The following is a 13078-nucleotide window of genomic DNA, read 5'->3' as shown; positions in this document are numbered from 1 at the left end:
CGCCGGGGGCCGTCTTTGTTCAGTGCTGCTGGCGGAGCTCGCGTAGCTTCTTGCGGGTGGTGGCCAGAGCGATGGCTTGGCGGGCCTCACGGGCCTCCAGCGCAGCGCGCTTGGTCTCGGTGTCCGTCGCGCTCTGCGTCGAACGGCTGGCCAGCCAGGTTTCCGCCTCGCTACGGACGACCCAGACGGTGCGGCCGGCGGTCATGACGGGCTTGGGGAAGTCGTGCCGCTTGCGCCAGTTCGAGACGGCCGCGCGGGTGACTCCGGCGAACACGGCGACTCCGGCGAGGCTGACGAGCTGGTCGTCTTTCCCCTGGAACTCCGGGCGGTGCCACGTGATATCGGACATGGTTCAGCTCCTCCGTCGCTGCTGTTCACAGTGACTTTGTGTACCTACATTAACGCGTGATGCGTGAACCGTGTCAAGTGGATCCGTGGTGGTGGGCGTAGATTCCTGTACCTACAGGGGAGGTGCCATGGGCAGGCCAGCCACAGGCAAGACGCCTTTGCGGAACGTGCGGGTCCCGGACGGGCTATGGAGTGCTGCAAAGGCGAAGGCTGAGGCGGAGGGCCGCACGGTCACCGACGTGATCGTGTCGGCCCTGCACCGATACGTGTCCAGCCGCCCGACTCAGCAGGACTCCGACGAGGCTTAGGCCGCAGGCGTGGGCTGGTAGTGCAGCAGCAGAAGCAGGTCGGTCTCGCCCTGGTACGCGCAGCCGCACGACCGGCAGCGCACCGGCCCGCCCGGCAACCGCGACAACTCCGCCCCGCACACCGTGCCTGCGTCGTCCGTCACCGCCACGCACGTACCGAGCCGCTGCCGCCGGGGCACCGGGTCCCCGACCAGCGAGCGGAGTTCGGCCTCCAGCGCGCGTACTTCGCGTGCCAGGTCCCCGACGGGTGGGTAGTGGGTGGTGATCCACTGCAGCTCCATCGCCAGCCACCGGCAGTCCGCTGCCAGCCCGGAGGGCGGCGGCGCACTGTGGTGCGGCCAGCGTTCGCGCTGCACGTCCACCCGCCAGGAGTGCACGATCTCGCCCGCCCGGTTGTCCCGCAGCTCGTCGAGGACGTCCTCGTTGATCGGCGACCGCGGACCGGCCGTGCGCGCGGTGACCAGTTCGCCGAACCCGGAGCGGGGCGGCACCAGGAAGTCGACCAGTTCGGTGGCCAGCTCGGGCAGCTGCTCCAGCCGTGTGGCCAGTTGCATGGCGTCTCTCGCGCAGAGATAGCCGCCCGCGACCGGGTCCTCGCACAGGCCGCAGTTGGCGGTCACAGGGCTGGCTCCTTGATGACGGGAGTCGGGCCCTTCGGGTACTCCGGCCCGGTCCAGATGGAGCCGTTGGCGACGAACACGGGGTGCACCTCGGCGCCGATGGCTGCCCAGGCGATGACGGGGCAGGTGGCGGGGTCGCCAGTTGCGAGGTCGGTGACGGTGACGGTCCATCCGGGCTGGGCTGGTACGAGGGCGGCGATGGGGGTGAGGTTGTTGGTCACGGGTCTCTCCTTGGAGGGGGACGGGGGGACAGGGGGGGACGCTGTTTGTCCCCCCCTCCCTCGCGCGGTACGCGAGTCGAATAGTTATTGATCTTGATCTCTATATATGCAGGTCAGCGGCTTGATTGAATCTGAGACTGTTAGGCTCGTGAATCACTTTCGTGCTTCTGAGGGGGAGAAGGGGGGGACAAACAGCGTCCCCCCGTCCCTCGCGTCCCCCCTCATGTCCCCCCATCACTCAGGGTGGACGGGGCCAGCAGCGAGCCCGCCGTCTGTCTCGACGACCCACTCGCGCAGCACCGCGTAACTGATCGCGTCGCCCACGTACTTCTTGTCGCGCCCCGCAGCGATCCGGTCCCGGATCACCCGGCGCGTCAGCGGCTCGCCCTCGCGCGCGCGGACCGCGATGCGCATCGCCACCCGCTCGATCGCCTTCTCCGCGCGCGCCTCCTGAGCGGACTCCTTGGCCTGCTCAACGCGGACCTCTTCCGTGATGCGGGCCGTCGTCCGCTTCTCCTGCTCCAGCCTTCGCAGCCCCTCGCTGTACGCCAGTACAGCGTCCCGCGTGGCGCACGAGGCGGCCCACAAGATCTGGGCAAGGCGCCAGTCCTCGGCATCCACATGGCGGCGGCCCGCGAGGATGGCCAGGAGCGAGGCGATCTTGACTCTCATCAGCGGAGCGTGGGAGTCGAGGGGGTTCAGCTCCGACGCGGGCGTCTGCCCGCGCACCTTGGCGAGGTCGGCCAGGCGTAGCTCCTCCCGGATCGCCTCGTCGAAGGTGACCAGTTCGAAGGCGTACCCCTCGCCGGGCTCGGCCTCGATAGCCGCGCGCCACTCGAACAACTCGCCCGGCCACGGCGGTTGCTCGTCCGGGATGGACGGGTCGACGACCTGCACCCACAGGAAGCGCTGCGGCGTTCCCTCTGCTACCTCCTCGAACAGTGGTGCTGCCGTCTCAGGCTGGAAGCCGACGAGCAGGCCCAGGCTGTACGAGCCGCTGGGGATGTACCGGCTGGTGTCCTTGCTGGCGTTGGTCTGGCCGAGCGTCTGCCCTACGGCCGCGCTGCGGAGCGTCTCGCCCAGGGTGGAGCCGGAACGCTCTTTCATGAGGCGGGTGATGGTGGCGCCCTCGTCGACGTAGAAGAACGCGTTGTGCCGCACCTGCTTGCGGACCCGCACGGTTACCGGCGTCGAGGTGCCGCCTCGACCCCGGCGCACCTCGCCGGTCTCCTCTTCCACGGTGTCCATGAAGACCTCGGCGATACCCTCGCCAGACCCCAGCGGCAGGCCGTCGCGGAAGTCGAGGCCGGTGGGCGCGGGCATCAGCCGGTCGGCGACTTCCACGCCGGTCGACTTGCCGATGCCGGACGGGCCGATGATGCCGCCGAACAGGTTGAGCGAGGCATATCCGGCGACGCCGGTATCCGCACGGATGCGGTGCGAGACCATGCCCGACAGGCGGGTCAGTGCGGACAGGAGCGCGACGTCACCGGATCGGTTACGGGAGTGCCCGGCCTGGCGGATGTGCCGGAGTTCGGAACGGGCCGCGTAGAACTCTTCCGGGATCAGCCCAGGGATGGGCGGCGAGCCCGGCTCGCCCTCGGGCTCGGGCTCGGGGGCTTCGCCGAACTGGGCCCAGATGTCGTCGTCCACAGGCGGAAGCGGCGGCGTCTCGCGTGGTTGCGCGGGGGGCCGGCAGTGCTGCCGCACGCGGGTGAGCACAGCCGTCGGCAGGCTCCGCGCGGCCACATGCGCGTCCTGGTCGAACGCGGCGCGCAGCACGTCGAGGGTGGCCTCGCGCTCGTTGCCGTTGTAGTGGAGGTGCGCCCACAGGGTGGGGACGGTGAGCTTGCGGCCGGAAGCCTGTTGGCCGACAGGGAGTCCGGAGCGCTCTGACCAGTTGACGGCGACGTGGTCGTCGCAGACGAGGCTGTACTCGCTGTCGGCGGAGCCTTCGGCGCCGGCCGGACGCAGCCACTTCTCCCGGCCGTCGGCGGCGGTGCCGCGGTACGTCCAGCCTTCGGGCTCCAGGATGTCGCGGAAGGTGATCTCGCTGGCGAGGATGTCGAAGACGCTCGTCCCGCCTCCGGAGCGAGGGAACGCGGGGCGCCGCGGCGGAGACGGCGCTGCGGGTGTCCGTCCCGTGCGGGCGTCGTGGCGCGCCCGCTTCTCTGCCGCCGACTTCTCCAGGAGAGCGCGGGCGTCGGGCTCCAGGCGCGCCACGGCCTCGCGCATGACGGCCAGGTCGACAGGTTCGCCGCTGCCCGGGAAACTGCCCGTCGAGCGGGCCCCCGCCTTGCGGTTGACGGTGCCGGGGATGCGCATGAGCCGGTCGAGGTTGCCGACCTGGGTGTCCCAGGAGCAGCCGTGGGAGTACGCGGAAGCGCCGAGGACGGCCTGCAGACCCATGGTGAACTGCTCGATGGACGCCCGGTCGTCGTCGCTGCCGATGATGTACGGCTCGGCCAGTACCCAGATCGGGTTGTAGCCGCCGCCGGACAGCCACCAGCCGCTCGGCTCGGGCAGCCCGGGAGCGGCCACGATCCCGCGGACGTGGTCGGCGTCGACCGGGTGCGGCAGGTCGTCCAGACCCGGCTTATGGCCAGCCGTGCCGTAGTCGCCGTCCGCCCACAGGAACGTCAGACTGTGAGCGAGGTCCTTCCCGCCACGGCCCTCTGCGGGCCGCTCGCGCAGGGTTGTCACCTGCGCGTACACGCCCTTTGCGGACCTGCTGTCCAGTTTCAGGACGTACTCGGTGGCCGCTGTGATCCCGACCTCGTCGGTGGTGAACCTGCGTCCGGCCCAGCCGTCCTTGTCCGAGCAGATGCTGACGAGGCCGGGCACGTCCTGGAAGTGGTACGCCAGGGACGCGTGCACGAGCTGCTCGTCAGCGACGAGTTCGGCGGGCGGAGCTTGGGTCACGGGCTCACCGCCGGGAAGTAGTAGACCCCGGTCGGGCGCCCGACGCACCGCGAGCGTCGGAGGCAGACGCGCGGCGCGGAGGCGAGGCCGGCTGAGTGGACGTGCTGGTGATCGCAGAACGGGCAGTCAACGACCAGCAGTGTGCGCGGCTCGCTGTCCTCGTACTGGGTGTCGCGGTAGGCGACGACGCGGGCCGGGGCGGCGGCCATGCCGAGATGGACCGGGGGCGGCTGGATGTCCGCCTGGTCCTGCTCGGTGTCCTCCCCGAAGAGCGGGAGGACGGTGGTGGTGCTGTTCACGAACGGTGCTCTCTTCTACGAGCGGGGCCAGTGGTGTTCGTGAGTGCGCGTGCGGCCCCGGGCCAGGGGGGATTGGCCCGGGGCCGCAGCGCTCCCCGGGGTTAGTCGGGGGTTCGGATACTGAGCAGCTGTGCCTCGTGGTCCCTGACCATCACGCGGGCCTCGCGGGCGACCTCCTGGCCGAGGTGCGACGCGAATCGGGAGCCGGCCGGGATGTGGACCTCGATGAGCTTCGCCGAGAGGAAGAACGCTCCGGCGATGGCGTGCGGCAACAACAGGCTGCGGCGGACTGCGTCCTCGCCGAGGCAGACGATCGCCGTGTGGCAGTCGACGTTCCGCTGTGTCTGCTGGCGCAGGTCTTCGGTGACCTCGTCGGCGCTGTCGTACCGGCCGGTGAGGTCGACCGTGACGACGAGGCGCACCTCGGGAGTCTCGATGCGTTCGGTCATCGTGCGCCTCCAAGCACGCTGTAGATGAACACGACGGCGTCGTCGCGGTGCCCCTCACAGACGGGGAGGTCCCGGCGGACCGGGCTCCCGTCGTAGACGCGGAGCACCGATCCGGCCGTCTTGGGGCAGCCGCTGCAGCGGTGTCCCTCCTTCAGGTCGTTGAAGGTTTCCTCGTCCGGGCAGTCGCACCAGGAGCACTGTTCGCCGTTGGGGAAGTCGTTAACGACGGCAAGGGTGCGGCCGTTGGATGCAGCTTCGCGGGCGGTGGCGAGAGCCTGGTCGGACCAGAACGTCTCCTGCACGGTGCGCGTCATGTCCGCGCACCTGCCTTCTTCGCGCGGGTCTGCTCCAGGAGCTCGACGTACTGCGCGGCGATGCCGGCCGGGTCCTGTGTGCGGTCGATGTCGTCGAACATCATCCCGATCACGTCACGCAGTGGACTGCCCTCGGGCTCGTTGCGGTGTGTCTCCCGCAGGGCGTCAAGTTCCGGGCCCTCGGTGTAGTCGTGGTGCATGCCGAGGAACGACCGGGCGGCCATGCTCTGCGACTGCCTGCTGTAGGCCGCGACAGGCGGCATCTGGGCGGGGTCGTACGCCATGCGGATCTCGTCGTCGAACGGACGGAAGAACATCGGGGTGCCGGCGTCGAGGTCGGCCTGCTCGACGACGAGCCGCTTACGGAGCGCGGGGGTGCTGCTGGTGCGCTGTTCGGTCGGGTCCGGCGTCGTCGTTGACGCCTCGGGGATTACGCTGGTCATTGCGTTACTTCCGATCTGCTGGCTAGCTGATTTGGTTGAGCGCGACAGGCGCCCCGGGCTCGACTCCCGGGGCGTCGCCGTTTTCCTCTGCGGACGCTGCCGACTCGACTTCGGCGGCGGCCTGGTCCTGGAGACCGAGGAAGTTCAGGAGATCGCTACGGCGGACCTTGAGGGATCGGCCGACGCGGATCACGGGTACGGGCGTCTCGCCCTTGGCGATCAGCTCGTACCAGGCGGTGCGGCCGATGCCGCCGCACGCGCCGGCGCCATCGGGCCAGGCGTCGGGCATGGCGGGGAGGGCGAAGACCTCGGCGACGGAGAGCGCCTTGCGGCGGACCGCGGTGCGCTCAGTCATGCCGACTCCCGCTCACTGATGTACGGCTTGAGCAGCTGGGAGAGCTCGCGGAGATCCAGCACCACCGCGAGGCGGTAGAGGGACTCGATGGAGAGTTGCTTCTCGCCGCGCTCGACCTTGGACAGATGGCCCGGATCGATGCCGGAGCGTTGTGCCACGGTCCGCAGCGTCAGTCCGCGGGCAGCGCGGACAGCCCGAATGGGCGGGTTACTGCGCACCAGTGTGTGTTCAGTGCTCATGGGTGAAGAGTGGCACGGGTGTGACTGCAAGGCAAACATCAATGCGCACTGGTGTCGAGTGATCCTGTACAGGTGTGGACTCTCGGTCTACGCTTGTCGTCATGTCCAAGCAGTCAGACCCTGAGCCCGAGACGCCCCCCGAGCAGGGTGAACCTGCCGACTTTGCCGTCCTCACGGTCAACCAGCTCGTTGCCTACAACCTGATGAAGGCCCGCCGGAGGGCTGGGTGGACACAAGCTGAGGCTGCCGAGCGGCTCAACTTCTTTGGCGGAAGGCGCTACACGGCGGCCACCCTTAGTGCCTCTGAACGTTCATGGGAGTCCGGCCGCAGTCGAGAATTCGATGCGAGCGAGTTGCTTGCTTTCTCCCTCGCATTTGACCAGCCGATTCCCTTCTTCTTTCTTCCGCTGAAAAGCCCAGACGCCACGAAGGAGTGGCGTTATGCGCTCAAGAAGGGGCCAAATGGAGAAACCGAACTGGCGCTTGTGTCGCATGACGTGCTCGACCATGTGGTGCCTATCAGGTACTCAGCTTCCTTTGTTGGTGACGTGAACGAACTCTTGCGTGAGCGTGGTATCACCTGGGAACCGAGCGCTCGTGTGGAGCGCTATGATCCTTCAGAAGCTGCCTGGGAAGAATATGAAGCTGACGCCAATGGAGTAGTAGACGGGCCACCTTCCGAGGATGTTGAAGAAACGGTAGTGACCTATACTTTCACCTCGGAAGAGTTGGCCAAGACCGCTAAGGAAATCATGCGCGATCTGGAGAAAGAAATCCTAAAGCGATTTGAAGCGGGAGGTGAGGCTATTATCTCGCGCGAATGGTCAGCTTCCGAGGAAGAGCCACCGTTCTAGGTGAGGAAGACATGCCCGCATCTCGTCGCGCTGGCGGCATCAGTAAACGCTGCGAGTGCCGCGGCCCGGACGGCAAGCTGCTCAGCAACGCGTGCCCACAGCTGACCAAGAAGAACCACGGCGCCCATGCTGTCCGGCAGGAACTCCCGCCGACCGCCGCGGGCACGCGCCGCACCTTCCGCCGCACCGGCTACGCCAAGGTCACCGACGCACAGGGCGACCTCACGAAGCTCCAGGGGATCCTGGACCTGCCCGGCGACGACGAGGACGCCGCCCGCCGTGTCGGCGACCTGCTCCAGGACGTGATGCGCCGGCGCCTCGACATCCCCGAGCCGGTTGAGGTGTCCCGCAAGCTCGGCGTCGGCGTCCCCCTCGACGGACGGACGACCGTCGGTGACTGGCTAGACCAGGTCATGGCCAAGAAGGCGACCCGCACCACCACGAACCACGGCTACGAGAGCCACATCCGCGTCCACCTCAAGCCCGCCATCGGGCACCTGCGCCTGGACCGGCTCGGCGTCGGCCACGTCCAGGACATGTTCGACGCGATCGACGACCGCAACGACGTGACAGCCGCAGAGAACGCCGCGCGCCACGAGCAGGTCGCACGCTCCAAGAGAGGGAAACCCGGGGCGCCGAAGGCTGCTGAACGGGCGAAGCTCGCCGCCGAGCGGGCGAAGCTCGCAGAGATGCCGCCGTTCCGCCGGATCACCGGCCCGGCCACGAAGCAGGCCATCCGCCGCACGCTTCGCATGGCGCTGAACAAGGCGATCGCCGGGCAGCTCATCACCTTCAACGCCGCGCAGCACGTCGAGCTGGCGCCGGCCGCCCGGCCGAAGGGCCTGCTGTGGACCGACGAGCGGGTCGCGCGCTGGAGAGAGACCGGAGCGAAGCCGTCCCCGGTGATGGTGTGGAACCCCGCCCAGCTCGGCGCGTTCCTCGACGAGGCCGAGGGCGACCGCCTGTACGCCTTCTTCCACCTGATCGCCCACCACGGCCTGCGCCGCGGCGAGGGCGTGGGCCAGGACTGGGCGAACTTCAGCGCGACCAGGAAGACGATCCTCGTGGCCACCGAGATCGTGGTCGACGGGTGGACGCCGATCGAGACGACTCCCAAGACACAGGACTCCGCGTCCACGGTGAAGATCGACGCGGGCACGGTCGCCGTCCTCGAGGAGCACCGCGCCCGGCAGCGGGCAGAGCGCGACGCCTGGAACGCACGGGCCGCCGCAGAGCGGGAGCAGGGCAAGGACACGCCCGACTGGGTCGACACCGGCAAGATGTTCACGACCGAGTCGGGCGAGTGGCTGCATCCCGACGTCGTCAGCAAGGCGTTCCGGCGGATCATGGAAGCTGCGGACCTGCCGCCCATCAACCTCCGAGACCTCCGGCACGGCGCGGCAGCGCTTGTGAAGGCCGGCGGCGGCGACATGAACGACGCGAAGGTGAAGCTGCGGCACTCGACCTACGTGCTCACGGCCGACACGTACATGGAGCTGTTCGAGGAGTACGAGGACGAGCTGACGGAGAAGGCGGCGGCGGCCGTGCCGCGGGCCCGGCGGGGACAGAGCGAGGCCCCGCCGCCGGTCGCTGTACCGGAGACGGGGCCTGACGCGTCGCAGCCAGCGAGCGCGGATGTTGATGACCCCACCGTACGGCCGGGCACTGACAATGCGGAGGGCTCGGCGTAGAGTTGAGGGGAACGAACGAGGCTCCGTCACCGCAGGTGGCGGGGCCTTTCTGCTGGCCCGCTGCTGGCCCGAACGCTCCGGAAGTAGTCGACAGCTACCGGCATGGAGCGACATGAGGACGAGTGAGGGGTGGCGGCGAAAGTGCTGTTGAACAGCACGTATCGACTCACCCCGGCATAGGGTGACAGTCGCCGGAATTAGACGGTCCGTCAGGGCCGGAGACTTTTAATCCATTGGTTGTGGGTTCGAGTCCCACAGGGTCTACGGGTAGTGGGTGGGGGATATGGCCTCTGACCTGCTGTGCAGCGCCTGAGTCGACTTCGGTCGGGTCGGGCGCTGCTTCGTTTTCGGGTCCTTGCGTGAGCGGATGTGCCCGTGGCGGCGGCTTGCTCGGCGAGAGCGGTGCCGAGGAACAGGGTTGGCGGGAGGACGTCATCCCGAAGTAGTCCCCCGCGGCCCACGTACCCTCGCGCCATGGCGTCACGACTCCCCTTCCATCCCGGTGACGGCCGCCCTCGTTATGTCGGGCCAGCCACTGTCGTCTTCCCTGATGGCAGAGAGGTCTCCGTCACCGCGTCGCTCGTGCTGCGCCTTGCGTGGACAGGAACAGGTGGAACTGCACCCCCAGCTTCAAGCAGGGTTACGTCGCGTTGAGCACCACATCCGCCAGCGGTCGAGGCTGTGTTTCACCCGGCGCAGATCGATTACGTGATCGTTGCCTCTGTCCAAGGGAGCTACACCCTTCCACGTTGGTGGCAGCCGTGGTCAGGTCCTGGCCGCAAGGGCAGAAGACCACGGAGTTGACCTGTCGGGTATCGGGATAGGGGGATCTATGGCTGCCTCGGTGCGCCTCTGGCGTCATTAGGCGTCAGGTGCTGGGGGACGCGGGTGACCGGCACCTGGAGCTCCGTCGTTGGTCTTCCGGGCGTAAGCGTGTGCCGGGCTGTGCTCACGTAGTCGCCCGGGGTGATCCGGCCGTCGCCGGAGACGTCGATGTGTACGCGGATCGTGTAGTGGGCCCGAGGCGAGGGGAACGTGAGATCCGTTTCGTACGGGCCGGAGGTGGGATCGGAGAGGGCGAAGGCGCGGTGGAGGACAGTGGGTGCGGGGGCGTCGGACAGGGACACGTCCTCCACGGTGAGGTGCACCCGCGTCGTCGAGCCGAGCGAGGCCCCTGTGGGCAGCTTGATGCAGCAGCGCAGGTGCGTCCTCATGCCTGTCCTCACCGCCTACCAGTTGCCCGCCTTCGTCCAATTCAGGGTGCCTCCCAATATGCTCCCGCGCCACCAGTTCAGGTCTCCGCGGTAGTGGAAGAGGACGTCAGTGCTGCCGTCACCATTGAAGTCGCCGGTCCAGAACGGGCGGCCGTCGTTGATGGCGTGTCCGAAGCCGATGGTGTTGCCGACGAGGGTCCAGGTCAGCTGGAGCCCACCGGGGTTGGGCACGGCCGGGCACTGCAGGCCCGCCATCTCCTGATGCTCCTGGGAGATCTGCTGGCGCAGTGCGGTGATCTGCCGGTTGAGGTCGCGGATCTCCTGGCGGTCTCCGAGGTCGCGTGGGTCGAGGCCGTTCTTGAGCTGTTGGAGTTGGCGGATCTCGGCTTCCTGGGATGAGATCTGGGAGCGGAGCGGACCGCACTGCGCGTTCTCTCCCGGCACGTTCTGGAGTGTGCCGAGCCACCAGTTGTCGTCGCCGGGGTAGTAGAAGAGGACGTCGGTGTGCCCGTCGCCGGTGAAGTCGCCGGTCCAGATGGGGCGACCGTCGTTCAGCGAACCGAAGCCGGCGGTGTTGCCGACGAACATCCACACGAGCTGCCCGTTCTGCAGCGTCCCGAGCCACCAGTTGTCGTCGCCGGGGTAGTAGAAGAGGACGTCGGTGTGCCCGTCGCCGGTGAAGTCGCCGGTCCAGATGGGGCGACCGTCGTTCAGCGAACCGAAGCCGGCGGTGTTGCCGACGAACATCCACACGAGCTGCCCGTTCTGCAGCGTCCCGAGCCACCAGTTGTGGTCCCCGGGGTAGTAGAAGAGGACGTCGGTGTGCCCGTCGCCGGTGAAGTCGCCGGTCCAGATGGGGCGACCGTCGTTCAGGGCGCCAAAGCCGGCGGTGTTGCCGATGAGGGACCAGGTCAGCTGCCCGTTCTGCAGCGTCCCGAGCCACCAATTGCCGTCGCCTGGGTAGTTGAACAGCACCTCCGCACGGCCGTCGCCGCTGAAGTCGCCCGTCCAGAACAGGAACGCGCTATTGATGGCGTGGCCGAAGCCGGCGGTGTTGCCGATGAGGGACCAGGTCAGCTGCCCGTTCTGGAGCGTCCCGAGCCACCAGTTGTCGTCGCCGGGGTAGTAGAAGAGGACGTCGGTGTGCCCGTCGCCGGTGAAGTCGCCGGTCCAGATGGGGCGACCGTCGTCGAGGTCGCCGAAACCAGTGGTGTCGCCGACGCCGCGGAAGTCCATGGTGCCGTTCACGGTCTGCCCGAGGTACCAGTGGTGGCGTGCCGGCGAGTAGTGGAGGAGCTCCGTCCCCGGCTGCCCCTGGAAGCGGCCGAGCCAGGTGTTCGACGGGTTCGGGTAGATCGCACCGTACATCCACGCGACCGCGCCGCGGTCGGACTGACTCAGGCCGCTGCGCTGCCCCATGACGACGCCGGGAGGAAGCGGCTGGTTGGGGCTGATCGTGGTGTTCGTCCGGCCCGTGGCGGGGTCGGTCGTGCCGAACGCCGTCGACCCGTAGTGCATGATCGACCCGAAGTCGTACTCACCGATGTCGTCGCCGTCGGAGATGTGCTGGTCGAAGTTGTGGCCCTGGCCTGACTGGATGTTCTGCCAGAGGATGCTGACGAACTTGTCGCGGTCCTCGCGGCTCTGCTCGTGCCACAGACCGACGGCGTGGCCAATCTCGTGGATGGTTGCTCCCCGTCCGCAGCCGGCGGCGATGTTGATGTCCTGGGCACTGCCCTGCCGGCCGACCCAGGACGAGCACTGGTTGGAGTCCCGGAAGACCACCCACTGCGCGTCTGACCCTGTGCGGGGCCGCAAGTGTAGGCGGGTGTTGAGGTGCCAGTGGTCGATCGCGCCGGTGATCGCGGTACGGGCGGCGGGCGTCAGGGAGTTGTCGAGGACGAACGGAACCACCCCGCCCGGCCAGCGCCTGTTCTGGCCCGGGACGATCACCGCCGACTCGGGAAGCCCGCCCGGTGGCTTCGCCGCGTCGACCGCCTCGCCGGGAGCGACCTCGTCTCCTACGCCTTGTGCCGACTGGGCCGCCGCGGAGCGGATCCGGCCTGCCTGCCGCTGGAGCTCCGCGTCGAGCCCGAGGATGATGTCGCCCTCGAACACGGCCACCCCGTCGACCACGCTGTACTGGACCGGCTGGTCGGTGAAGGTCTCCCCGCTGATGAGCGCCGTACGGACCTCGGCGCTCACGAGTTCCTCGCCCTGACCGTCGGACGGCACGTGGGGCTCGTCTTCGAGGCTCTCCGGATTCGTCTGGCTCCGCCGCTCGTCGTCACTCATGACGGCTCCCCTTTGTCTGTCGCTGGGCTCTTGCCGGAGCCCTTGCACCGGAGGACCACGCAACCAGCGGATCTCGCCATTCCTAAGGTCCGAACTCGCCATATAACGCAAATCGGTTGATATTCATCCTTGGAAGCAAATGTGGCACACCGCCTCAGGAAGCCCGTCCCGGGGAGCCCGATCGGCAGCTCCCTGAACATGCGGCCCACCAGACGGCCGTACGCCACACCCCGTCCTGCCTGAACATGGCTCGAATCTCCTTTCGCTCCTCCCAGGCACTGCCCCACCTGATGTACGGACAGCTGGAGGAGTGCAGCTTGTTTGCAAGCACTTCCGTTGGGCCCACGGCACGGCAGCGCCGGGCGCCCGATCTGGGCGAAAGACCGGCAAGTCCCTACGAGGAACGCCCCCTCGTATGGTGGCGCCACATGCTTGCCGAGGGTGGCCACGTGATCCCCGACGGGTGTAGCTCCTTTGGAGGGACGGGCTGAGCTGGGGCTATGCCA

General features: G+C 68.1%; 14 protein-coding genes. 2 read left to right on the top strand and 12 right to left on the bottom strand.

Annotation, left to right across the window (positions count from 1 at the left end; translation table 11 throughout):
- Nucleotides 1-19 precede the first annotated feature (19 nt).
- The 10 genes from G3I71_RS52385 to G3I71_RS32640 all read right to left on the bottom strand — a co-directional run bounded on the left by G3I71_RS52385 (nucleotide 20) and on the right by G3I71_RS32640 (nucleotide 6518).
- Entirely contained in the window at nucleotides 20-349 is a 330-nt protein-coding gene (locus tag G3I71_RS52385; RefSeq protein ID WP_164320315.1) for an AlpA family transcriptional regulator, read from the bottom strand.
- A gap of 303 nt (nucleotides 350-652) precedes the next feature.
- On the bottom strand, nucleotides 653-1276 hold the full coding sequence (locus tag G3I71_RS32680; protein ID WP_164320314.1) for a hypothetical protein: 624 nt from the start codon (nucleotides 1274-1276) through the stop codon (nucleotides 653-655).
- Complete coding sequence (locus G3I71_RS32675; RefSeq protein WP_164320312.1) at nucleotides 1273-1497, bottom strand: hypothetical protein; 225 nt, start codon at nucleotides 1495-1497, stop codon at nucleotides 1273-1275. Before G3I71_RS32675 ends, G3I71_RS32680 begins: the two co-directional genes overlap by 4 nt.
- Nucleotides 1498-1731: 234 nt before the next feature.
- Nucleotides 1732-4419 (bottom strand): hypothetical protein, encoded by a 2688-nt coding sequence (locus tag G3I71_RS32670; protein ID WP_164320310.1) that lies wholly within the window; start codon nucleotides 4417-4419, stop codon nucleotides 1732-1734.
- Nucleotides 4416-4718, bottom strand: a complete 303-nt coding sequence (locus G3I71_RS32665) for a hypothetical protein (protein ID WP_164320309.1) — start codon at nucleotides 4716-4718, stop codon at nucleotides 4416-4418. The genes G3I71_RS32670 and G3I71_RS32665 overlap by 4 nt, the downstream gene beginning before the upstream one ends.
- Nucleotides 4719-4819: 101 nt before the next feature.
- A complete protein-coding gene (locus G3I71_RS32660; RefSeq protein WP_164320307.1) occupies nucleotides 4820-5167 on the bottom strand; it encodes a hypothetical protein in 348 nt (115 codons plus the stop codon).
- Nucleotides 5164-5481, bottom strand: coding sequence for a hypothetical protein (locus G3I71_RS32655; protein WP_164320305.1), 318 nt, complete (start codon nucleotides 5479-5481; stop codon nucleotides 5164-5166). Before G3I71_RS32655 ends, G3I71_RS32660 begins: the two co-directional genes overlap by 4 nt.
- On the bottom strand, nucleotides 5478-5924 hold the full coding sequence (locus G3I71_RS32650) for a hypothetical protein (protein ID WP_164320303.1): 447 nt from the start codon (nucleotides 5922-5924) through the stop codon (nucleotides 5478-5480). The genes G3I71_RS32655 and G3I71_RS32650 overlap by 4 nt, the downstream gene beginning before the upstream one ends.
- 22 nt (nucleotides 5925-5946) lie before the next feature.
- Nucleotides 5947-6279: a helix-turn-helix domain-containing protein gene (locus G3I71_RS50425; protein WP_203731975.1), complete on the bottom strand. Its 333-nt coding sequence runs from the start codon at nucleotides 6277-6279 to the stop codon at nucleotides 5947-5949.
- A complete protein-coding gene (locus G3I71_RS32640; protein WP_164320301.1) occupies nucleotides 6276-6518 on the bottom strand; it encodes a helix-turn-helix domain-containing protein in 243 nt (80 codons plus the stop codon). Before G3I71_RS32640 ends, G3I71_RS50425 begins: the two co-directional genes overlap by 4 nt.
- Nucleotides 6519-6619: 101 nt before the next feature.
- Here G3I71_RS32640 and G3I71_RS32635 point away from each other — a divergent pair, with 101 nt between their 5' ends.
- Entirely contained in the window at nucleotides 6620-7372 is a 753-nt protein-coding gene (locus G3I71_RS32635; RefSeq protein WP_164320299.1) for a helix-turn-helix transcriptional regulator, read from the top strand.
- A gap of 11 nt (nucleotides 7373-7383) precedes the next feature.
- Nucleotides 7384-9063 carry a site-specific integrase gene (locus G3I71_RS32630; RefSeq protein ID WP_164320296.1) on the top strand — a complete coding sequence of 560 codons (1680 nt, stop codon included), beginning with the start codon at nucleotides 7384-7386 and terminating at the stop codon, nucleotides 9061-9063.
- An 830-nt stretch (nucleotides 9064-9893) separates the two neighbouring features.
- Here G3I71_RS32630 and G3I71_RS32625 read toward each other — a convergent pair.
- Together G3I71_RS32625 and G3I71_RS32620 are read right to left on the bottom strand one after the other, a co-directional pair.
- On the bottom strand, nucleotides 9894-10277 hold the full coding sequence (locus tag G3I71_RS32625) for a hypothetical protein (RefSeq protein ID WP_164320295.1): 384 nt from the start codon (nucleotides 10275-10277) through the stop codon (nucleotides 9894-9896).
- Between the two features lie 15 nt (nucleotides 10278-10292).
- The gene (locus tag G3I71_RS32620) at nucleotides 10293-12572 is read right to left on the bottom strand and encodes a M12 family metallopeptidase (protein ID WP_164320293.1); all 2280 of its coding nucleotides are present in this window, start codon (nucleotides 12570-12572) and stop codon (nucleotides 10293-10295) included.
- Between the last annotated feature and the right edge of the window lie 506 nt (nucleotides 12573-13078).

It is taken from the genome of Streptomyces sp. SID12501, from assembly GCF_010550245.1.
Lineage (GTDB): Bacteria > Actinomycetota > Actinomycetes > Streptomycetales > Streptomycetaceae > Streptomyces.
This window is presented reverse-complemented; position numbering and strand designations above follow the sequence as displayed.